The following is a 21,146-nucleotide window of genomic DNA, read 5'->3' as shown; positions in this document are numbered from 1 at the left end:
CGCGGGCAACGCGGGCAGCAGGATCGCGGGCAGTGGTATTAGCGGGCAGCGGAAAACGGGCAGCGGCTCAGAGGCTGAAGCACTCGGAATGGATACGACCGGCCGGCACCCCGGCCCGCAGCAGCGCGGCCCGGGTCGCCTCGGCCATCCCCGGCGGCCCGCACAGGTACACGTCGTGCTCGGCCAGGTCCGGCACCAGCGCGGTCAGCGCCTGCGGGGCCAGCGGATCGTAGGCGGCGCCGGACGGCCCGAGCAGATAGTGCAGACCGGCCTGCCGCCCGGCGGCGATGGCCTCCAGCTCGGCCCGCAGGACCAGGTGCTCCTCGGCCCCCGCCCGGTAGAGCAGGGTGATGTCCCCGGGACCGCCGGGCAGCGTCTCGAACAGGGCCCGCATCGGCGTGATCCCGACCCCGCCCGCGATCAGCAGTACCTTCGGCCGGGTCCGCCGGGCGGCGGTGAGCGCGCCGAACGGCCCGGTGGCCAGCACCCGTGTCCCGGGGCGCAGCCGCCGGATCCGGCGGGAGTGGCCGCCGAGCCCCTTGACCGTGATCCGCAGGGCGTTCCCGCGGACCGGGGCGGACAGCGAGAACGGCAGGGCGGTGTGCCAGAGCCGCCGCTGGAGGAACCGCCAGCGCAGGAACTGCCCCGGCTCCGCGCGCAGCTCGGCCAGGTGCTGCCCGTACATGACGACGGAGACCACCCCGGGCCCCTCGACCCGGACGTCCGCCACCCGCAGCGCGTGCCGCAGGGCCTGCCGTACGGGAACCACGGCGCGGTACCAGACCAGCAGTACGGCGACCACGGTGTGGGCGAGCGCCCAGAACCAGGCGGCCGCGGCCAGATCGGGCCCGGCGAGCTGGTGCCCGAAGGCGAGGGCGGCGGCGAGGTAGACGAGCAGGTGCACGCCGCGCCAGGTTTCGTGCGGCACCCGGCGGCGCACCGCCCGGGCGGAGGTCACGCCGACCGCGGCCAGGAGGACGGTCCCGGCCGCGGCGGCGGCGAGCGCGGGGTAGCCGAGCAGCTCCCGGACGGCGCAGACCACGTCGACGCCCTCGTGCACGGCGTATCCGAGCAGGGCGAAGAGCCCGTGCCCGAAGCAGAGGAGGAGCACGTACCGGCCGCCGAAGGCGTGCCAGCGGGCGAGCCGGTCGGCGCCGACCCCGTGCTCCACGGCGGGAACCCGGGCCATCAGGAAGAGCAGCACCAGCACCCCGTAGCCGGCGAGCAGGCCGGACAGGTGCGCGGCGGTGGCGAACAGCGCGTCGGGCCGTGCCGAGGGCCGCACCTGCACCGCCCAGAGCAGGACCACCACCCCCGCACCGCCCAGCATCCCGCCCCTCACGCGCACCACCGCATCTCGCATACGGAGCACGCTAAGGGCCCTGGTGGCGGCGCTGATGACCCTTAAGCCGGCCTTGAGGAAGGCCTCACCGACCCTTAACCCGGGCGCTGAGGTCGGCGTTCCGTCCGGGTAACAGGGGCGATGCCGAGGGGAAACAGCGGCCGCGCACGCTCGTGGCATGACCTCGGACCAGCGTGTGGTGGTGATCGGCGGCGGCCTCGCGGGCCTGCGGCTCGCGCAGCGGCTCGGCCCGGCCGCGGCCGTGACCGTACTCGGCGAGGAGACCCACGCGCCGTACAACCGGGTGCTGCTCGCGGAGGTCCTCGCGGGCCGGTACGCGCCGGAGGTGACCGCCCTCCCGGCGCCCGGCCCGGTGTTGCGGCGGGGGGTCCGGGCCGTGCGCGTGGACCGCGCGGAGCGGGCCGTGCACTGCGACGACGGCACGGTGGCCCGGTACGACACGCTGGTGCTGGCCACCGGCTCGAACGCGGTACTCCCACCGCTGCGCGGGCTCTTCGAACCCGAGGGGCGGGAACTCCCGGACGGGGTCCACGCCTTCCGCACGATGGACGACTGCCTGGCGCTCTCGGCGGCGCTGCGCCCCGGAGTGCGGGCGGTGGTGATCGGCGGCGGCCTGCTGGGCGTCTCGGCGACCCGTGCGCTCGCCGCGCGGGGCGCGCAGGTGGTCCTGGCGCAGCAGGGCGAGCACCTGATGGAACGCCAACTGGACGCCGGGGCCTCCGCGCTGCTGCACACCCACCTGACCTCACTCGGGGTCGAAATCCACACGGAGTGCCGGGTCCGCGGCCTGACCACGGCACATCCGGCCTCGCCGGCGTTCGAGGCGCGCGGGTCCGGGGGCAGCGCCCCCGGCAACGGCGCCGCCCTCGGGCAACGCCGCGTCACCGGGGTCGAGCTGGCCGACGGGTACCGGCTCGACGCCGATGTCGTCGTGCTCGCCTGCGGCGTACGCCCCCGCACGGGCCTCGCCCGGGCCGCCGGACTGGAAGTCCGCAAGGGCATCGTGGTCGACGACCACCTCCGCACCGACGACCCCCGCATCCACGCCATCGGCGACTGCGCCGAACACGACGGCCAGGTGTACGGCCTCGCGGGCCCCGCCCTGGAGCAGGCCGACGCCCTGGCGGCGGTCCTCACCGGAACCCCCGCGCCGTACACCGGCACCCGCGCCCTCACCCGCCTCACCCTCGGCGGAGCCGGGAACGGCTCCCTGGACCTCGCCGCCTTCGGCGAGGTCACCGCCCTCCCCGGCGACGACGTGGTCCGCCTCGCCGACGCCACCCGCCGGACCTACCGGAAGGTCGTCGTGCGGGGCGACCGCCTCGTCGGCGGCGTGCTGCTCGGCGAGCTCTCCACCGTGGGGGCGCTCGCCCGCACCTGGGAGGGCGGGGAAGCACCGCATGACCTGTTCCACCTGCTCACCGACGACGGAGGCCACTGACATGTCCGAGCCCTTGCCCACGATCGTGCTCATCGGGCACGGCATGGTCGGCCAGCGCTACCTCGAAGCCCTCGCCGAGCGCGGGGCCACCGCCACGCACCGGGTCACCGTGCTCTGCGAGGAGCCCCGGCCCGCCTACGACCGCGTGCACCTGACCTCGTACTTCTCCGGCAGCACCCCCGAGGACCTGTCCATGACCCCCACCGGGTTCATGGAGCAGCACGGCATCGCCCTCCACCTCGACGACCCCGCCGAGCACATCGACCGGGCCGCCCGCACCGTCACCTCACGCTCCGGGCGGGTGTTCCCGTACGACGTCCTGGTGCTGGCCACCGGCAGCTATCCCTTCGTCCCGCCGGTCCCCGGCAAGGACGCCCCGGGCTGCTTCGTCTACCGCACCATCGAGGACCTCCTCGCGATCGAGGAGTACGCCAAGAGCCGCAGCTCCGGCGCGGTCGTCGGCGGCGGTCTCCTCGGGCTGGAGGCCGCCGGCGCCCTCCAGGGGCTGGGACTGGCCACCCGTGTCGTCGAGTTCGCCCCGCGCCTGATGCCCGTACAGGTCGACGAGGGCGGCGGCGCGGCCCTGCTGCGCACCATCGAGTCCATGGGGCTGACCGTCCACACCGGCGTCGGCACCCAGGAAGTGGTGATCGGCGAGGACGGCCACGTCAGCGGAATGCGGCTGTCCGACGGCTCCACCGTCGACACCGACCTCGTGGTCTTCTCCGCCGGCGTCCGCCCCCGCGACCAACTGGCCCGCGACGCCGGGCTGGACGTCGGCGAGCGCGGCGGCATCGCGGTCGACGCCCGCTGCCTGACCTCCGACCCGCACGTCTACGCCATCGGCGAATGCGCCCTCGCCGTCGACGGCCGCGTCTACGGGCTGGTCGCTCCCGGCTACGAGATGGCCGAGACCGCCGCCGACGATCTGCTGGGCCGCGCCAAGGAGTTCACCGGAGCCGACCTGTCCACCAAGCTCAAGCTGCTCGGCGTGGACGTGGCCTCCTTCGGCGACGCCCACGGCACCACCCCGGACAGCCTGGACGTCGTCTGGTCCGACTCCCGCTCCGGCGTCTACAAGAAGCTGGTCGTCTCGCCCGACGGGGTCCTCCTCGGCGGGGTGCTGGTCGGCGACGCGGACTCCTACGGGCTGCTGCGTCCGCTCACCGGCAGCGTCCCGCCCGTGTCCCCCGAGCAGCTGGTGCTGCCCGCCGGCGTCGGCGCCCCGGTCGCGCTCGGCCCCTCCGCGCTCCCCGACCACGCGGTGATCTGCTCCTGTCACAACGTCACCAAGAAGGCCATCGCCGCCTGCGCCACCCTCGCCGAGGTCAAGAAGTGCACCAAGGCGGGCACCGGCTGCGGCAGCTGCGTCAAGGTGATCGGGCAGCTGCTGCCCGCCGCCGCCGACCAGGGGCTGTGCGGCTGCTTCCCCTTCACCCGGGCAGAGCTCTACGAGATCGTCCGCACCCGCCGGCTGACCTCGTACCAGGAGCTGCTCGACGGCCACGGCCGCCCGGAGGCGCGGGGCGGCGACGGCTGTGAGGTCTGCAAGCCCACCGTCGGCTCGATCATCGCCTCCCTCGCCCCGACCCTCGGCGCGAGCGGCTACGTCCTGGACGGGGAGCAGGCCGCCCTCCAGGACACCAACGACCACTTCCTCGCGAACATGCAGCGCAACGGCTCGTACTCGGTCGTCCCGCGCATCCCGGGCGGTGAGATCACCCCGGACAAGCTGATCGTGATCGGTGAGGTGGCCCGCGACTTCGGTCTCTACACGAAGATCACCGGCGGGCAGCGGATCGATCTCTTCGGCGCGAGCGTGGACCAGCTCCCGCGGATCTGGGCACGGCTCGTCGACGCCGGATTCGAGTCCGGGCACGCGTACGGGAAGGCGCTGCGGACGGTGAAGTCCTGCGTGGGGCAGACCTGGTGCCGCTACGGGGTCCAGGACAGCGTCCGGATGGCCATCGACCTGGAGCTGCGCTACCGGGGGCTGCGCGCCCCGCACAAGCTGAAGTCGGCGGTCTCCGGCTGCGCCCGCGAATGCGCGGAGGCACAGAGCAAGGACTTCGGGGTCATCGCGACGGCGAGTGGCTGGAACCTGTACGTCGGCGGCAACGGCGGGGCCACCCCGCGCCACGCCGACCTGCTGGCCCAGGACCTGTCGGACGCGGAACTGGTGCGGCTGATCGACCGGTTCCTGATGTTCTACATCCGCACCGCCGACCGGCTGGAGCGGACCTCCACCTGGCTGGAGCGGCTGGAGGGGGGCCTGGCGCACCTGCGGGACGTGGTCGTGCACGACTCGCTCGGGCTGTGCGCGGAGCTGGAGGCACTGATGGCCGACCACGTGGCGCACTACCGGGACGAATGGGCCGAGACGCTCCAGGACCCGGAGCGGCTGGGCCGGTTCGTGTCCTTCGTCAACGCGCCGGGCGCCCCCGACCCGACCGTGAAGTTCGTACCCGAGCGCGACCAGGTCAAGCCCGACCTGGCCGTCCTGACCATAGGAGGACCCGTCCGATGACCGTGGAACTGCAGGTTGCGCAGGGCTGGCTGACGGTGTGCGAGCTGTCCGCCCTCACCCCCGGGCGCGGGGTCGCGGCGCTGCTGCCCGACGGCAGCCAGGCCGCGGTGTTCGTCGACCGCGCGGGTCGCCCGTACGCCATCGGCAACCAGGACCCCTTCACCGGGGCGCACGTGCTCTCGCGCGGGCTGGTGGGGACTGCGGGGGGCCGGCCCTTCGTGGCCTCCCCGCTGCTCAAGCAGCGCTTCGACCTGGAGTCGGGGCGCTGCCTGGACGACGAGGAGACGGCGGTCCGGACCTACCCGGTGCGGACCGCCGCGACCTCGTGACCGCGGGTGGTGGTGTCGTCAGCTCTGGACCATCGACGGGTCCATCCACATGATCTCCCAGGTGTGACCGTCGAGGTCGTCGAAGGCACGGCCGTACATGACGCCGTGGTCCTGGGCGGGGCGGGGCTCGGTGGCGCCGGCCGCCAGGGCCCCGTCGACCAGCTCGTCGACCGCGGTGCGGCTCTCGGCGCTCAGACAGATCAGCACCTCGGACGTCTTCGTCGCGTCCGCGATCTCCTTGTGGGTGAAGTCCTTGTAGCGGTCCTCGGTCAGGAGCATCGCGACGATGGTGTCGCTGATCACCATCGAGGCGCAGTTCTCGTCGGTGAACTGGGCGTTGAAGGAGTAGCCCAGCTTGCTCCAGAACGCCTTGCTGGCCTCCAGGTCCTTGACCGGCAGGTTGACGAAGATCATGGTGGCGGACATCGAGGTCTCTCTTCTCTCGCGCGGGGCGCCCGGTGCGTGTGCTCGGTGCGTGCTGCTCGGTGCTTTCGAGAGATAGACCTCAGGTCCCCGGGAAACTCATCGCTGCCCGCGAAGTTTTTTCGCATCTTCTTTCCGGACCGCGAAACCGCAGGTCAGGCCACTGCCACCGGGCGCAGCTCCCGTACGGGACGTCGGCGGCGCGGTGGTTCGTCGCTCCACCGGCCTCCCCGACGTCACGACGCGGCGCCGCAGGAGGATTGAACGCCGAGCGGTCGCTCGTGCGTAATGAGGAGTTGGCGCCACGTCAACTGGCGCCACCTAGGTTCCTCGACGCGTGCGACCCCGCGTCCGACCGGCCGCGGGGCCTTCCTCCCACAGGAGTGACCGTGGAACGTCGTACCTTCCTGCGCGGCGCGGTGATCGGTTCGTCTGCGGCCGCCTTCGGCGGCACGTTGATGCACGGGGCCGCGTACGCCGCCCCCGCCCAGCCCGGTGCCGGTCCCTACGGGGCGCTCGGCGCGGCCGACGCCAACGGCATCATGCTCCCCAGCGGCTTCACGAGCCGGGTCATCGCCCGCTCGGGCCAGACCGTCAGCGGTACCTCGTACACCTGGCACAGCGCCCCCGACGGCGGGGCGTGTTTCGTCGACGGCTCGGGCTGGATCTACGTGTCCAACTCGGAGATCAACCCCTCCGGCGGCGCGAGCGCGGTGCGGTTCGACTCCGCCGGCACCGTCGTCGGTGCCCACCGGATCCTCTCCAACACCCGGCAGAACTGCGCGGGCGGCAAGACCCCCTGGAACACCTGGCTGTCCTGCGAGGAGGTAGACCGCGGCTTCGTCTACGAGACCGACCCGTACGGGGTGAACGCGGCCGTCCAGCGCCCGGCGATGGGCCGGTTCAAGCACGAGGCGGCGGCCGCCGACCCGGTGCGCAAGGTCATCTACCTGACCGAGGACGAGACCAGCGGCTGTTTCTACCGGTTCGTCCCGACCACCTGGGGCAACCTCTCCTCCGGCACCCTCCAGGTGCTGAAGGCCGGCACAGCCACCTCCGGCTCCTTCACCTGGCAGAACGTCCCGGACCCGGACGGCTCGCCGACCGCGACCCGCAGCCAGGTCTCCGGTTCGAAGAAGTTCAACGGCGGCGAGGGCTGCCACTACGCCAACGACACCGTCTGGTTCACCACCAAGGGCGACAACCGGGTCTGGCAGCTCAACCTCACGAACAACACGTACGAGCTGGCGTACGACGACTCGCTCGTGCCCGGCGGAGCGGCCCCGCTGACCGGTGTGGACAACGTCACCGGGTCCTCGTTCGGCGACCTGTACGTCGCCGAGGACGGCGGCAACATGGAGATCTGCGTGATCACCCCGGACGACGTGGTTGCGCCCTTCCTGCGGGTCACCGGCCAGTCCTCCTCGGAGATCACCGGCCCGGCCTTCTCGCCCGCCGGCAACCGGCTCTACTTCTCCAGCCAGCGCGGTACGAGCGGCAGCTCGTCCGGCGGCATCACGTACGAGGTGACGGGCCCCTTCCGCGTCTGACCGCCTTCAACCCCGCCGACGCTCCCTCCCGGCCCCACCGGCGCCCCATCCAGCCCCGCCGGCGTTCCCATCCAGCCCCGCCGGCGTTTGAGGCGCGGGGTCCGGGGGCGGAGCCCCGTTCTTTCAGCCCCGCCGGCGTTTGAGGCGCGGGGGCTCGGGGGCAGCGCCCCCGCAACGGCGCCGCGCCCGCACGACCGACCGCGCCCCGACGGGTACGACTCCGCCGGGGCGCGGCTCCGTCATGAGGCGACGGCCCCGCCCTTCAGCAGCGCGGCTCCCAGCGGCGTCACGGTGTGCAGCACCGCGTTCCCCCGCCGCAGCGTGGTCACCAGCCCCGCCTCCCGCATCACGCAGGCGTGCTGGCTCGCGGAGGCCAGCGAGACCCCGGCCCGGCGGGCCAGCTCGCTGGTGGTCGCGCCGTCCCCTATGGCCCGCAGCACGACCGAGCGGGTGTGCCCGACGAGCTTCCCCAGGGTGCGCTGGCGCTGCTCCTCCACGGGCCGGGCCGACTCGCCGCCCGCGGGCGCCGAGGCCAGCTGCGCCGCAGCCGGGTAGACCAGCACCGGCGGCAGTTCCGGGTCGTGCAGGGTCACCGCCGTGCGCCGGCAGAAGAAGGACGGCTGGAGCAGCAGCCCGCGCCCCCGCAGCCGTACGTCACGGTCCACGGGGTAGTCGCACTCCAGTACCGGAGCCCGCCAGCGCAGCATGGGCGGCAGCGAGGACAGCAGCTCGTCCGCGCCCCCGTCCAGCAGGGCCCGGCCGCGCGCGGCCCGCTCGGCCTCGATCTGCGCCTGGATGTGCGTCCAGTACGGCTCCACGGCCGCCCGGTGGTAGGCGCGCAGCTCGCCCATGAGCCGCGGCAGCTGCTTGCCGCCGTCGTCCATGAACTCGCGGAGCCGCGGCGTCATCGGCGCACCGGCGCCCAGCAGCTGCAGCTCGCGCCGCATGCGCTCGGGACGGATCCCGCGCAGGGCGTCGAGGCCCACGTCCCACCCGTACTGCCCCTCCACAGGGGTCAGGAAATCGGGGAAATAACCACGACTCGGTATGAGCATACCGAGCGTACGTGTTTCACTATTCAACCTGCTCCGGGTTTCCGTACGCCATTCACCGAACAACCGGGCGTCACGCCGGTCTCTTAAGCGGTGAAAGCTGAGAATCGTTTCCCACAACGCATCGGGACGCCCTGCCATCCGTACGCGTGCCAGGTCCACTCCAGTGAAATGGATACGCAGCACCGAACCCCCACCTGTGCAACCGCAATCCCCCCGCTCCATGAGTATGCACGCCGTCACACGTGGTCACCACGCCCTTTCGGCCACAGTTGAAACCCCTTTCGGCAGGGGCGTGACAACCGAAATCCTGTACTCCGCCGGGCACACTCCGGTGCGACCGAAACGCTCCGCGAAGGCCGTGGGGGGCTTTGCGGGGCCTGGCGGTCGGTCGCACCGGGAAGCGCCGACGTGCCCGGCAGAATGACAGCGGCGGTGGACGGGTGGGGATCCGTCCACCGCCTGCTGGCGTAAAGATTTGTTGAACAAGAAAAATAGGCGCGCCCGCCCCCGGGCAGTCAGGGAACCCGGGGACAGGCGCGGTCTATGGGGCCCTTGGCGGCCCAGGGGTCAGCGGCTGTCGCTGCCCTTCGCCTCGGCGGCCGCACGGCCGGCCTCCAGGCGCGCCACCGGAATCCGGAAGGGCGAGCAGGAGACGTAGTCGAGGCCCACCTCGTGGAAGAAGTGGACGGACTCGGGGTCGCCGCCGTGCTCACCGCAGACGCCGAGCTTGAGGTCGGGGCGGGTGGCCCGGCCCTGCTTGACCGCGTGGCGGACGAGGGAGCCGACGCCGTCCTTGTCGATGGTCTCGAAGGGCGAGACCCCGAAGATGCCCTTCTCCAGGTAGGCGGTGAAGAAGCTGGCCTCGACGTCGTCGCGGGAGAAGCCCCACACCGTCTGGGTCAGGTCGTTCGTGCCGAAGGAGAAGAACTGCGCGGCCTCGGCGATCTGGGCGGCCGTCAGGGCGGCGCGCGGCAGCTCGATCATGGTGCCGATGGTCAGCTTGAGGTTGGTGCCGGTGGCGGCCTCGACCTCGGCGATGACCTGGTCGGCCTCGTCGCGGACGATCTCCAGCTCCTGGACGGTGCCGACGAGCGGGACCATGATCTCGGCGCGCGGGTCGCCCTTGGCGTTCTTGCGCTCGGCGGCGGCCTCGGCGATCGCCCGGACCTGCATCTTGAACAGACCGGGGATGACCAGACCGAGGCGGACACCGCGCAGACCCAGCATCGGGTTCTGCTCGTGCAGCTTGTGGACGGCCTGGAGCAGGCGCAGGTCGTTCTCGTTGTGGTCCTTGCGGGACTCGGCGAGGGCGACGCGCACCGACAGCTCGGTGATGTCGGGCAGGAACTCGTGCAGCGGCGGGTCCAGGAGGCGCACGGTGACGGGCAGGCCGTCCATCGCCTCGAACAGCTCGACGAAGTCCTTCTTCTGCAGCGGCAGGAGGGCACTGAGTGCCGCCTCGCGCTCTTCGTCGGTGTCCGCGAGGATCAGTCGCTCCACCAGTTCACGGCGCTCGCCGAGGAACATGTGCTCGGTGCGGCACAGGCCGATGCCCTGGGCGCCGAAGCGGCGGGCGCGCAGCGCGTCCTCGGCGTTGTCGGCGTTGGCGCGCACCCGCAGGCGGCGGACGCGGTCCGCGTAGGCCATGATCCGGTGAACGGCGGCGACGAGCTCGTCGGCGTCGTCGGCGCCGGCATGCATCCGGCCCTCGAAGTACTCGACGACCGGGGACGGTACGACGGGTACCTCACCGAGGTAGACCTTGCCGGTGGAGCCGTCGATGGAGACGACGTCGCCCTCTTCGATGACCGTGTCGCCGACCGTCATACGGCGGCGCTTGGTGTCGACGTCGAGCTCCTCGGCGCCGCAGACACAGGTCTTGCCCATGCCGCGGGCGACGACGGCGGCGTGCGAGGTCTTGCCGCCGCGCGAGGTCAGGATGCCCTCGGAGGCGATCATGCCGTCCAGGTCGTCCGGGTTGGTCTCGCGGCGGATCAGGATGACCTTCTCGCCGGAGCGGGACCACTTGACGGCCGTGTACGAGTCGAAGACGGCCTTGCCGACGGCCGCGCCCGGCGAGGCGGCGATACCGCGGCCGAGCAGCTCGGTCTTCGCGTCCTCGTCGAAGCGCGGGAACATCAGCTGCGCCAGCTGGTGACCGGTGACGCGCTGGAGGGCCTCGGCCTCGGTGATCAGGCCCTGGTCCACGAGCTGCGTGGCGATGCGGAAGGCCGCACCCGCCGTGCGCTTGCCGACGCGGGTCTGGAGCATCCACAGCTGGCCGCGCTCGATGGTGAACTCGATGTCGCAGAGATCCTTGTAGTGGTTCTCCAGCGTCGTCATGATCGTCATGAGCTGGTCGTACGAGGCCTTGTCGATGGTCTCCAGGTCCGCGAGCGGCACCGTGTTGCGGATGCCCGCGACGACGTCCTCGCCCTGGGCGTTCTGGAGGTAGTCGCCGTAGACGCCCGCGTGGCCGCTGGCGGGGTCACGGGTGAAGGCGACGCCGGTGCCGGAGTCGGGGCCGAGGTTGCCGAAGACCATGGAGCAGACGTTGACCGCGGTGCCCAGGTCGCTCGGGATGCGCTCCTGGCGGCGGTAGAGCTTGGCACGGTCGGTGTTCCACGAGTTGAAGACGGCCTCGACGGCGAGGTCGAGCTGCTCGCGGGCGTCCTGCGGGAAGTCGCGGCCGGCCTGCTTGGCGACGATCTTCTTGAAGCGGGTGACCAGCTTCTTCAGGTCGGCGGCGTCGAGGTCGGTGTCGACGGTGACCTTCTTGGCGGCCTTGGCCTCGTCGAGGGCCTCCTCGAAGAGCTCGCCGTCGACGTCCAGGACGGTCTTGCCGAACATCTGGATGAGGCGGCGGTACGAGTCCCACGCGAAGCGCTCGTTGCCCGCCTGCGAGGCGAGGCCCTTCACGGAGGCGTCGGAGAGACCGATGTTCAGGACGGTGTCCATCATGCCGGGCATCGAGAACTTCGCACCGGAACGCACGGAGACCAGCAGCGGGTCGTCCGACTGGCCGAGCTTCTTGCCCATCTTGGTCTCGAGAGCGGCAAGGTGGGCGCTGACCTCGTCGCGCAGCGCGGCCGGGGCCGTGCCGCTGTCGAGGTAGACCTTGCAGGCCTCGGTGGTGATGGTGAAGCCGGGAGGGACCGGCAGACCCAGGTTGGTCATCTCGGCGAGGTTGGCTCCCTTGCCGCCGAGAAGGTCCTTGAGGTCCCGGTTGCCCTCGGTGAAGTCGTAGACGAGCTTCTGATCTTTGTTTTCCGACACGGGTCTCGACTCCTCGAGGCTCGGTGGCTGCCCTGACGGCCAGGAACATACCCAGATCGAAGGCTTCTGGGTACGTCCACTTGGTCGTCATACGGCCGTAACCACCCGTGCGCCAGCAGATCGAAAGTAACTCATGGGTAATCAGAAAGTACGAAGAGCCTTCACATCCCGAAGGGTGAGGGGGCTCCTGAGGCCTGATCACGCTCGGATGAGCGATCATCGATACATTTGCGTTCAAGTGTTGAACGCACAAAGGGTGGCACCCAGTGCCACCCTTTGAAAGTCTTATCCGCGATTCACCTGCTCATCTGAGCGAAACCCTTCCCATGCGTGGCGTATATCACGCGCCACGGAGGGCGATTTGTCAGCCTCCGGAGGTGTCCAGTTCTGCGTCCTCGCTCACGCCCGCGCAGTCGTACGGGTCCTTCAGCCAGCCGTCCGGCAGGACAACTCGGTTGTTTCCGGACGTCCGGCCACGAGGGCCGTCGGCGCTCTCGGGCCAGGACTGATCCAGGTCGAGCTCGCTCAGATGAGCGTCCAGCTCCGCCAGCGAAGAGGTGACCGCGAGCTTCTGCCGCATCTCGGACCCCACCGAGAAGCCCTTGAGGTACCAGGCCACGTGCTTACGGAAGTCGATCACCCCGCGGGCCTCGTCGCCGATCCACTCCCCCAGCAGCTGCGCGTGGCGGTGCATGCTCGTCGCGACCTCGCGCAGGGTGGGCTTGTGGAAGTCCTCGGGCCGCCCCTCGAAGGCCGCCACCAGGTCGTTGAACAGCCACGGCCGCCCCAGGCAGCCGCGGCCCACGACCACGCCGTCGCAGCCGGTCTCCCGGACCATGCGCAGCGCGTCCTCCGCGCACCAGATGTCGCCGTTGCCGAGCACCGGGATCTCCGGCACGTGCTCCTTCAGCCGTGCAATGGCGTCCCAGTCGGCCGTGCCGCCGTAGTGCTGGGCGGTGGTCCGCCCGTGCAGGGCTATGGCGGTGACCCCCTCCTCGACGGCGATCCGGCCCGCGTCGAGGTAGGTGAGGTGGTCGTCGTTGATGCCCTTGCGCATCTTCATGGTGACCGGCAGGTCACCGGCGCCGGCGACGGCCTCGCGCAGGATCGCCCGCAGCAGGTTGCGCTTGTAGGGCAGGGCCGAGCCGCCGCCCTTGCGGGTCACCTTGGGGACCGGGCAGCCGAAGTTGAGGTCGATGTGGTCGGCGCGGTCCTCTTCGACGATCATGCGGACCGCCTTGCCGACCGTGGCCGGGTCCACCCCGTACAGCTGAATCGAGCGGGGCTTCTCGGTCTCGTCGAAGTGGATCAGCTGCATGGTCTTCTCGTTGCGCTCGACCAGGGCGCGGGTCGTGATCATCTCGCTCACGAACAGCCCCTTGCCGCCCGAGAACTCCCGGCAGAGGGTACGGAACGGGGCATTGGTGATGCCGGCCATGGGCGCGAGCACCACCGGGGGCTGCACGGTGTGCGGGCCGATCGCGAGGGGCGGAGGGAGCGTGGTCATCCGCCCATTGTCCCGCATGCCGAGGGGGTGGGGCGGACGTAGCATCGGCGCATGATCGAGTCGAGTCCCCGGCAGCGCGTGCTCGTCCTGGCGATCTGCTGCATGAGCCTGCTGATCGTCAGCCTCGACAACACCGTGCTCAATGTCGCCCTGCCCTCGATGCGCCGCGATCTGGACGCCTCGGTCTCGGGGCTGCAGTGGAGCATCGACGCCTACACCCTCGTCCTGGCCTCGCTGCTGATGCTCGCGGGGTCCACCGCCGACCGGATCGGCCGCCGCAAGGTGTTCGTGGCCGGGCTGGTGGCCTTCACCGTCGGCTCCCTGCTCTGTTCGCTCGCCCCCAGCCTCGACTGGCTGATCGTCTTCCGCATGGTGCAGGCGGTGGGCGGCGCGATGCTCAACCCGGTGGCGATGTCGATCATCACCAACACCTTCACCGATCCCGCCGAGCGGGCCCGGGCCATCGGCGTGTGGGGGGCGGTCGGGGGCATCTCCATGGCGGCGGGCCCGCTGATCGGCGGCGTGCTGGTCGACTCCGTGGGCTGGCGTTCGATCTTCCTGATCAACCTGCCGATCGGGCTGGCGGCGTTCGCGCTGACCCTGCGCCACATCCCGGAGTCCCGGGCGGCCCGGCCGCGGCGCCCGGACCCGCTGGGCCAGGTGCTGGTCATCGCCCTGCTGGGCAGTCTGACGTACGGGATCATCGAGGCCCCGGCCGCCGGCTGGCGCTCCCCCCTGATCCTGGGGTGCGCGGTGGTGGCCGTCGCCTCGTTCGTGGGGCTGCTGATCCACGAGCCCCGCTGCAAGGAACCGCTGATCGATCTCCGGTTCTTCCGGAGCGCTCCCTTCAGCGGCGCGACGGTGATCGCGATCAGCGCGTTCGCCGGGCTGGCCGGTTTCCTCTTCCTGAACACGCTGTACCTCCAGGACGTCCGCGGGCTCAGCGCGCTGCACGCCGGGCTGTACATGCTGCCGATGGCGGGCCTGACCGTCGTCTTCGCCCCGCTGGCCGGGCGGCTGGTGGGCAGCCGTGGGCCGCGGATCTGCCTGCTGATCGCGGGGGTGTCGATGGCGGCGAGCGGTCTGCTGTTCGCCCTGTTCGAGGCCGAGACGTCGAACCCGCTGCTGTTCACCGGGTACATGCTCTTCGGGCTCGGCTTCGGCATGGTGAACGCGCCGATCACCAATACGGCGGTGTCCGGGATGCCGCGCTCCCAGGCGGGGGTCGCCGCCGCCATCGCCTCCACGAGCCGGCAGACCGGCGGCACCCTGGGCGTCGCGGTGATCGGCTCCGTGCTGGCGGCCGGGCTGGCGCACGGCTCCGACTTCTCGGCGGCGGCCCAGCCGGCGTGGTGGATCATCACGCTCTGCGGGCTGCTGGTCCTGGTCGTGGGCGCGGCGACGAGCGGCACCTGGGCCCGCGCGACGGCGGAACGGACCGCCCGCACCCTGGAGGAGCAGACGGGGGAAGCCGCCGTGGCGGGCTCGCGGCGCGGCTAGGCCGTCTCTTCCGGAACCTGCCGGGCCCGGGCGGCTACTCGCCGCACTCGAAGTCCTCGGCCGAGGTGTTGACCCGGTCGAGGAGGCCGCGCAGGAGGTCGCACTCCGCGGCCGAGAGGCCCGCGAAGATGCCGCTCTCGACCTCGTCGAGGGCGGCGTTCGTCTTGTGCAGGGCCGCTTCCCCGGCGTCGGTGATGGCCACGTTGTGACGGCGGCGGTCGGCCGGGTCCCGGCGGCGCTCGGCCAGCCCCTCGCCCTCCAGGTCGTTCAGGATCCCGACGAGCACGCTCGGGTCCACCTCCAGGCGCTCGGCGAGCGCCCGCTGGCTGACGGGGCCGCTCTCCAGGTGCATCAGCGTCATCGCGTGCCGCGGGGTGAGTCCGGCCGCGCCGAGGGCCCGCTTCATCCGGGTCTGGGTGACCGATCCGTGCCAGGCGAGCAGCAGGCCCAGCCGCTGCGGAGGGTGCGGTCCGTCCTGTTCTGCCGTCATGGTCCACATCGTAGCAACCAGGAAATGATTGCATTGGAGATATCGTTGATGCTATTCAATGGTTTCACAACATCGACCGTTGGGGATCTCCATGTTCATCGCCTATGCCGTCGTCGGCGTCCTGCTCGCACTCGCCCTCACCGCCTCGGCCACCTTCACCCTCCAGCGCAACGACCAGATCGTGGCGAACATGCAGAAGGTCCAGGTGCCGGACTCATGGCTGCCACGCCTGGCCGCCCTCAAGGCTGCGGGCGCGATCGGCCTGGTGGCCGGCCTGTGGGTGACTCCGCTCGGCGTGGCCGCCGCCGTCGGCGTGACCCTCTACTTCATCGGCGCGGTCATCAGCCACCTCCGCGTCAAGGACTACGAGCTCGCGCCGGCGGCCGTCCTGACCCTGGTCGCGGCCGCCGCACTGACCCTGCGGATCCTCGCCTGACACTGACGAGTGACAGATATTGAAATCTGTCACTCGTCATGCCATTCTCGTTGCATGACGAAGAACGAGAACACTTCCGACATGGCCACCGCACGGCACGCCCTCGGCAGCACCGGCCCCACCGTCTTCCCGCTGGGGCTGGGCTGCATGGGGATGTCCGCTCTCTACGGGGAGGCGGACCGCGCCGAATCCATCGCGACCATCCACGCCTACCTGGAAGCCACCCCCGCCGGCACGGACGCCCTGCTGGACACCGGCGACTTCTACGGCATGGGCCACAACGAACTGCTGATCAACGAAGCCCTGCGCACGGCCCCCGCCGCGGCCCGCGAGCGGGCGCTGACCAGCGTCAAATTCGGCGCGCTCCGCACGGTCGAGGGCGGCTTCACCGGCTACGACGGCCGCCCCCAGGCCGTCAAGAACTTCCTGGCCTACTCGCTCCAGCGGCTCGGCCGGGACCACATCGACATCTACCGGATCGCCCGCGTGGACCCGGACGTACCGATCGAGGAGACCGTCGGAGCCATCGCCGAGGCGGTCGAGGCCGGGCACGTGCGGCACATCGGCCTCTCCGAGGTCGGCGCGGACACCCTGCGCCGGGCCGCCGCCGTGGCCCCGATCTCCGACCTCCAGATCGAGTACTCGCTGATCTCCCGCGGCATCGAGGACGAGATCCTGCCGGCGGCGCGCGAGCTCGGCATCGGGATCACGGCGTACGGCGTGCTGTCACGCGGCCTGATCAGCGGTCACTTCTCCCGTGACCGCGCGCTGGCCCCGGGCGACTTCCGCGGTATGAGCCCCCGCTTCCAGGGCGACAACCTCGACCGGAACCTCGACCTGGTGGAAGCGCTGCGCAAGGTCGCCGAGGGCAAGGGCGCGAGTGTCGCGCAGACCGCCATCGCCTGGGTTCTCGCGCAGGGCCCCCGGCGCGGGGTCGACCTCGTGCCGCTGGTGGGTGCCAGGCGCCGGGACCGGCTCGCCGAGGCACTGGGTGCCATGGACGTCTCCCTCGACGCCGCCGACCTGGTCGCCATCGAGGAGGCCGTTCCGGTGGGCGCCGCAGCCGGAGAGCGGTACCCGGCCGCCCAGATGGCCCACCTCGACAGCGAGCACTGAGCTGACGGTACGGTCGTACTCATGCCCCCCGCTGCTGCCGAGCCCCTGACTCCCGAGCGCATCCTCGAAACCACCGAGGAGGTGCTGCGCCGCTTCGGTCCCACCAAGGCGACAGTGGTGGACGTGGCCCGGGCCCTGGGGGTCAGCCACGGCAGCGTGTACCGGCACTTCCCGTCGAAGGCGGCGCTGCGCGAGGCCGTCACGGACCGCTGGCTCGCCAGGAGCGTGGTCATGCTGGAGGAGATCACCTCGGCCCCCGCCGAGAGCGCCCCCTCCAAGCTGGAGGCGTGGCTGGAGGCGCTCTTCGAGGCCAAGCGCCACAAGGCGGGCGACGACCCGGAGCTGTTCGCCACCTACACCGTGCTGCTCACCGAGAACAGCGGCGTGGTGGACACACACCTGACGGAGCTGATCGACCAGCTGGGCCGGATCATCTCCGAGGGCGTCACGGCGGGCTCGCTCGCAGCCGACGACGTGCCGGCGGCCGCGCGCGCTGTGTTCGACGCCACGGGCCGCTTCCACGATCCTCAGTACGCGGCGGACTGGCTCTCGCCGACGATCATCACCGAGTTCGAGGCCGTCACCGCCCTCGTGATCCGGGGCCTGCGCGCCTGACGCGGGGCAACCCGGCCCCCTCCCGGAATCGGTCAGTCCGGACAACTTGATGATCATTTGGGACGCGTTGGGGTTGTTCGCGTCCCGTCAATCTCTCTACGGTCCCCCTACCGCACTTCATCAGGCGCGTTCCAGGGGGAACCTTGTCCACTGCGACCACACACGACTCACAACCGGCACCTCCGAAGCGCTCGCGCGGCGCCGCCGCGCTCGGCTGGATCCTGACCATCGGGCTCAACGTGGTCGCGCCGATCATCACCTACAACGTGCTCACCGAGGACCGCCACTGGAGCGCCTTCTCCGCGCTGCTGCTCAGCAGCGCCTGGCCGGTCCTCGACAGCGTCATCAGCCTGGCCTGGCGGCGCAAGCTCGACGAGTTCGCCGTCGTCACCCTGGTCTTCCTGGTGATCACCGCCGTCGTCTCGCTCGTCGGCGCCCACTCGGCCCGCGCCCTGCTGATCAAGGACTCGGGCGTGACCGGGCTGTTCGGGCTGCTCTGCCTGGCGACGCTGCTCGCACCGCGCCCGTTGATGTTCTACTTCGGCCGGAAGTTCGCCACCGACGGCACCCCGGAGAGCACCGCTTGGTGGAACGGCCTGTGGCAGTACGAGGGCTTCCGCACCACGATGAACCGGATGACGCTGGTGTGGGGCCTCGCCTACGTCGCCGAGGCGCTCGTCCGTGTCTTCCTCGCCTACACGCTGAGCACCGGGACCATGGTGGTGGTCAGCCCGATCATGATCTACGGAGTGCTGGGCGCGCTCGGCGTGTGGACCGCCATGTACGGGAAGCGGTCCCAGGCCGAGGGCGAGCGTCGCGCGGCGGAAGCGGCAGCCGCGGGGGCCGGGGCGGGCGGGGCGGGCGAGGCGGCCGCCGCCTCCTGACCCCGGCCCGCCCCGCGAAAAGACGAAAGGAAGGGTGGCCCGGTGCGCTGTCCGCGCACCGGGCCACCCTTCCTCGTACGGCAGGGCCGACAGGACCTAGCAGCCGAGCAGACGGCTGCCGAGGTAGGCCTGGATCTGGTCCAGGGAGACGCGCTCCTGCTTCATGGTGTCGCGCTCGCGCACGGTCACCGCGTTGTCGTCCAGGGTGTCGAAGTCGACGGTGACGCAGAACGGCGTACCGATCTCGTCCTGGCGGCGGTAGCGGCGGCCGATGGCGCCCGCGTCGTCGAACTCGATGTTCCAGTTCTTGCGCAGGTCGGCGGCGAGGCCCTTGGCCTTCGGCGACAGCTGCGCGTTGCGGGACAGCGGCAGGACGGCGACCTTGATCGGGGCCAGGCGCGGGTCGAAGCGCATCACGGTGCGCTTCTCCATCACGCCCTTGGCGTTCGGGGCCTCGTCCTCGTTGTACGCGTCGAGCATGAAGGCGAGCATGGCGCGGTTCACACCGGCGGCCGGCTCGATGACGTACGGGGTGTAGCGCTCACCCGACTCCTGGTCGAGGTAGCTGAGGTTCTGACCGGAGGCGGCGGAGTGGGCCTTGAGGTCGAAGTCGGTGCGGTTGGCCACACCTTCGAGCTCGGAGAACTCGCTGCCACCGAAGTTGAAGCGGTACTCGATGTCGGCGGTGCGCTTCGAGTAGTGGGACAGCTTCTCCTTCGGGTGGTCGTACCAGCGGATGTTCTCCTCGCGGATGCCGAGGTCGCGGTACCAGTTCCACCGCTCCTGCATCCAGTACTCCTGCCACTGCTCGTCCTCGCCCGGCTTGACGAAGAACTCCATCTCCATCTGCTCGAACTCGCGGGTGCGGAAGATGAAGTTGCCCGGAGTGATCTCGTTCCGGAAGGACTTGCCCATCTGCGCGATGCCGAAGGGGGGCTTCTTGCGCGAAGTGGTCTGCACGTGGGCGAAGTTGGTGAAGATGCCCTGGGCGGTCTCGGGGCGCAGGTACGCCTTCGAGCCGGTGTCCTGGGTCGGGCCGAGGTGGGTCTCCAGCATGCCGGAGAACTGCTTGGGCTCGGTGAACTGGCCCTTCACACCGCAGTTGGGGCAGTTGATGTCGGCAAGGCCGTTGGCGGCCGCACGGCCGTGCTTGGCCTCGTACGCCTCTTCAAGGTGGTCGGCGCGGTGACGCTTGTGACAGGAGGTGCACTCGGTGAGCGGGTCCGAGAAGGTGGCGACGTGGCCGGAGGCCACCCACACCTCGGGGGCCAGGATCACGGACGAGTCGAGGCCGACGACATCCTCACGCCCGGTGACCATCGCCTTCCACCACTGGCGCTTGATGTTCTCCTTGAGCTCGACGCCGAGCGGGCCGTAGTCCCAGGCGGCCCTGGAGCCGCCGTAGATGTCACTGCACGGGAAAACGAAGCCACGGCGCTTGCTCAGGCTGACGATGGTTTCGATCTTGTCGGCGGCCACGGTGCTCTCTTCATTACGAGGACGAACGGCGAAGTCTTTAGATTACCGGCGCCCGCACCCCCCCTTTCAAATCGGTTCCCGTTCCACGGCCGCCCGCCCAGGCCTCCCACCTGGGTTTTTGACAATCGTTTCCATCTTTGATGAAAATGGATGTCATGAACGTACGACGCCTCATACCCACCGCCGCCCTCGCCGGAGCCGTTGCCCTCGGCGCCACGGCCCTGACCGCCTGCTCCGGAGCAGGCGCCGCCGGCAGCAAGGACGGCAAGGTCGGCGTGACGGCGTCGTTCTACCCGATGCAGTTCCTCGCCGAGCAGATCGGCAAGGACCACGTGAAGGTCGACAGCCTGACCAAGCCCGGCGTCGAACCGCACGACCTGGAGATCACCCCCAAGCAGACCGCGCAGCTCGGCGAGGCCGACGTCGTCGTCTACCTCAAGAGCCTGCAGCCCGCCGTCGACAAGGCCGTCGCCCAGTCCGGCGTGAAGAACATCGTCGACGCCGCCACCCTGACCGAGCTGGAGGTCCACGGCTCCTCCGGCCACGACCACGGCGCCGAGGAGGGCCACGCCGAGGGCGAGGGCCACGACCACGGCCACGGCGAGGCCGGCCAGGACCCGCACGTCTGGCTCGACCCCGCCAAGTACGCCGAGATCGCCAAGGGCGTCGGCGCGGCCCTGGAGAAGGCCGACCCCGGCCACGCGGCGGACTACCGCAAGAACACCGACGAGCTGGTCGGCAAACTGACCGCGCTGGACACGGAGTTCAAGGACGGTCTGCAGAACACCGCGTCCAGGACGTTCATCACCACCCACTCCGCCTTCGGCTACCTCGCCGAGCGCTACGGCCTCGACCAGGAGGCCATCTCCGGCGTCGACCCCGAGTCCGAGCCGAGCCCGGCCCGGATGAAGGAACTCCAGGGCCTCGCGAAGCAGGAGAATGTCTCCACCGTGTTCTTCGAGACCCTGGCCAGCGACAAGACGGCCCGCACCCTGGCGGCGGACACCGGACTGAAGACCGACGTCCTGGACCCGCTCGAAGGAATCACCGACAAGTCCCAGGGCGCTGACTACTTCGAGGTCATGCGGTCCAACCTGAAGAACCTCCAGAAGGCGCTCGGAGCCAAGTAGATGACAGCAGCAACGGAGGCGCGAG

17 protein-coding genes are annotated in these 21,146 nt (G+C 70.7%); 10 read left to right on the top strand and 7 right to left on the bottom strand.

Annotated features, from left to right (window positions below):
• Window positions 1-67: 67 nt before the first annotated feature.
• Entirely contained in the window at window positions 68-1,363 is a 1,296-nt protein-coding gene (locus OG373_RS26270; RefSeq protein ID WP_405440704.1) for a ferric reductase-like transmembrane domain-containing protein, read from the bottom strand.
• A gap of 157 nt (window positions 1,364-1,520) precedes the next feature.
• Between OG373_RS26270 and OG373_RS26265 the strand changes: the two genes are divergently transcribed.
• The 3 genes from OG373_RS26265 to nirD are packed head-to-tail and all read left to right on the top strand — an operon-like array spanning window position 1,521 to window position 5,660.
• Window positions 1,521-2,804 (top strand): NAD(P)/FAD-dependent oxidoreductase, encoded by a 1,284-nt coding sequence (locus OG373_RS26265; protein WP_405440703.1) that lies wholly within the window; start codon window positions 1,521-1,523, stop codon window positions 2,802-2,804.
• Window position 2,805: 1 nt separating this feature from the next.
• Window positions 2,806-5,331 carry a nitrite reductase large subunit NirB gene (gene nirB / locus OG373_RS26260; protein WP_405440702.1) on the top strand — a complete coding sequence of 842 codons (2,526 nt, stop codon included), beginning with the start codon at window positions 2,806-2,808 and terminating at the stop codon, window positions 5,329-5,331.
• Window positions 5,328-5,660, top strand: a complete 333-nt coding sequence (gene nirD, locus OG373_RS26255) for a nitrite reductase small subunit NirD (protein WP_189964136.1) — start codon at window positions 5,328-5,330, stop codon at window positions 5,658-5,660. The genes nirB and nirD overlap by 4 nt, the downstream gene beginning before the upstream one ends.
• Before the next feature lie 18 nt (window positions 5,661-5,678).
• Here the strand turns inward: nirD and OG373_RS26250 are convergent, their stop codons facing one another.
• Window positions 5,679-6,086, bottom strand: coding sequence for a VOC family protein (locus OG373_RS26250; RefSeq protein WP_189964138.1), 408 nt, complete (start codon window positions 6,084-6,086; stop codon window positions 5,679-5,681).
• A 386-nt stretch (window positions 6,087-6,472) separates the two neighbouring features.
• Here OG373_RS26250 and OG373_RS26245 point away from each other — a divergent pair, with 386 nt between their 5' ends.
• Window positions 6,473-7,633 carry an alkaline phosphatase PhoX gene (locus OG373_RS26245; RefSeq protein ID WP_405440701.1) on the top strand — a complete coding sequence of 387 codons (1,161 nt, stop codon included), beginning with the start codon at window positions 6,473-6,475 and terminating at the stop codon, window positions 7,631-7,633.
• A gap of 239 nt (window positions 7,634-7,872) precedes the next feature.
• On the opposite strand, the gene OG373_RS26240 is transcribed toward OG373_RS26245, so the two are convergent.
• The 3 genes from OG373_RS26240 to dusB form a co-directional block, all read right to left on the bottom strand.
• The gene (locus OG373_RS26240) at window positions 7,873-8,871 is read right to left on the bottom strand and encodes a helix-turn-helix transcriptional regulator (protein WP_189964142.1); all 999 of its coding nucleotides are present in this window, start codon (window positions 8,869-8,871) and stop codon (window positions 7,873-7,875) included.
• Window positions 8,872-9,255: 384 nt separating this feature from the next.
• Window positions 9,256-11,964, bottom strand: a complete 2,709-nt coding sequence (gene ppdK / locus OG373_RS26235) for a pyruvate, phosphate dikinase (protein WP_405440700.1) — start codon at window positions 11,962-11,964, stop codon at window positions 9,256-9,258.
• A 364-nt stretch (window positions 11,965-12,328) separates the two neighbouring features.
• Window positions 12,329-13,489 carry a tRNA dihydrouridine synthase DusB gene (gene dusB / locus OG373_RS26230; protein ID WP_405440699.1) on the bottom strand — a complete coding sequence of 387 codons (1,161 nt, stop codon included), beginning with the start codon at window positions 13,487-13,489 and terminating at the stop codon, window positions 12,329-12,331.
• 33 nt (window positions 13,490-13,522) lie between these two features.
• Here dusB and OG373_RS26225 point away from each other — a divergent pair, with 33 nt between their 5' ends.
• A complete protein-coding gene (locus tag OG373_RS26225; RefSeq protein WP_405440698.1) occupies window positions 13,523-14,971 on the top strand; it encodes an MFS transporter in 1,449 nt (482 codons plus the stop codon).
• A gap of 34 nt (window positions 14,972-15,005) precedes the next feature.
• Here OG373_RS26225 and OG373_RS26220 read toward each other — a convergent pair whose 3' ends face one another.
• Complete coding sequence (locus OG373_RS26220) at window positions 15,006-15,461, bottom strand: MarR family winged helix-turn-helix transcriptional regulator (protein ID WP_405440697.1); 456 nt, start codon at window positions 15,459-15,461, stop codon at window positions 15,006-15,008.
• A 79-nt stretch (window positions 15,462-15,540) separates the two neighbouring features.
• Between OG373_RS26220 and OG373_RS26215 the strand changes: the two genes are divergently transcribed.
• From OG373_RS26215 to OG373_RS26200, 4 genes are all read left to right on the top strand, one after another.
• A complete protein-coding gene (locus OG373_RS26215; RefSeq protein ID WP_405440695.1) occupies window positions 15,541-15,897 on the top strand; it encodes a DoxX family protein in 357 nt (118 codons plus the stop codon).
• Between the two features lie 54 nt (window positions 15,898-15,951).
• Window positions 15,952-17,013, top strand: a complete 1,062-nt coding sequence (locus OG373_RS26210) for an aldo/keto reductase (RefSeq protein ID WP_405440694.1) — start codon at window positions 15,952-15,954, stop codon at window positions 17,011-17,013.
• Window positions 17,014-17,034: 21 nt separating this feature from the next.
• On the top strand, window positions 17,035-17,628 hold the full coding sequence (locus OG373_RS26205) for a TetR family transcriptional regulator (RefSeq protein WP_405440693.1): 594 nt from the start codon (window positions 17,035-17,037) through the stop codon (window positions 17,626-17,628).
• A 143-nt stretch (window positions 17,629-17,771) separates the two neighbouring features.
• Window positions 17,772-18,512: a VC0807 family protein gene (locus tag OG373_RS26200; protein WP_405440692.1), complete on the top strand. Its 741-nt coding sequence runs from the start codon at window positions 17,772-17,774 to the stop codon at window positions 18,510-18,512.
• 96 nt (window positions 18,513-18,608) lie between these two features.
• Here OG373_RS26200 and OG373_RS26195 read toward each other — a convergent pair whose 3' ends face one another.
• Window positions 18,609-19,991, bottom strand: coding sequence for a glycine--tRNA ligase (locus OG373_RS26195; protein ID WP_405440690.1), 1,383 nt, complete (start codon window positions 19,989-19,991; stop codon window positions 18,609-18,611).
• 155 nt (window positions 19,992-20,146) lie between these two features.
• Here OG373_RS26195 and OG373_RS26190 point away from each other — a divergent pair, with 155 nt between their 5' ends.
• The gene (locus OG373_RS26190; RefSeq protein ID WP_405440689.1) at window positions 20,147-21,121 is read left to right on the top strand and encodes a metal ABC transporter substrate-binding protein; all 975 of its coding nucleotides are present in this window, start codon (window positions 20,147-20,149) and stop codon (window positions 21,119-21,121) included.
• Window positions 21,122-21,146 lie beyond the last annotated feature (25 nt).

This window comes from Streptomyces avidinii, assembly GCF_045161815.1.
GTDB lineage: Bacteria > Actinomycetota > Actinomycetes > Streptomycetales > Streptomycetaceae > Streptomyces > Streptomyces avidinii.
This window is presented reverse-complemented; position numbering and strand designations above follow the sequence as displayed.

Excerpts from the sequence above, each read along its gene's own strand:
- OG373_RS26270 (WP_405440704.1), bottom strand. The coding sequence starts at position 1,363 with ATGCGAGATGCGGTGGTGCGCGTGAGGGGCGGGATGCTGGGCGGTGCG.
- OG373_RS26265 (WP_405440703.1), top strand. The coding sequence starts at position 1,521 with ATGACCTCGGACCAGCGTGTGGTGGTGATCGGCGGCGGCCTCGCGGGC.
- nirB (WP_405440702.1), top strand. The coding sequence starts at position 2,806 with ATGTCCGAGCCCTTGCCCACGATCGTGCTCATCGGGCACGGCATGGTC.
- nirD (WP_189964136.1), top strand. The coding sequence starts at position 5,328 with ATGACCGTGGAACTGCAGGTTGCGCAGGGCTGGCTGACGGTGTGCGAG.
- OG373_RS26250 (WP_189964138.1), bottom strand. The coding sequence starts at position 6,086 with ATGTCCGCCACCATGATCTTCGTCAACCTGCCGGTCAAGGACCTGGAG.
- dusB (WP_405440699.1), bottom strand. The coding sequence starts at position 13,489 with ATGCGGGACAATGGGCGGATGACCACGCTCCCTCCGCCCCTCGCGATC.
- OG373_RS26225 (WP_405440698.1), top strand. The coding sequence starts at position 13,523 with ATGATCGAGTCGAGTCCCCGGCAGCGCGTGCTCGTCCTGGCGATCTGC.
- OG373_RS26220 (WP_405440697.1), bottom strand. The coding sequence starts at position 15,461 with ATGACGGCAGAACAGGACGGACCGCACCCTCCGCAGCGGCTGGGCCTG.
- OG373_RS26210 (WP_405440694.1), top strand. The coding sequence starts at position 15,952 with ATGACGAAGAACGAGAACACTTCCGACATGGCCACCGCACGGCACGCC.
- OG373_RS26205 (WP_405440693.1), top strand. The coding sequence starts at position 17,035 with ATGCCCCCCGCTGCTGCCGAGCCCCTGACTCCCGAGCGCATCCTCGAA.
- OG373_RS26190 (WP_405440689.1), top strand. The coding sequence starts at position 20,147 with ATGAACGTACGACGCCTCATACCCACCGCCGCCCTCGCCGGAGCCGTT.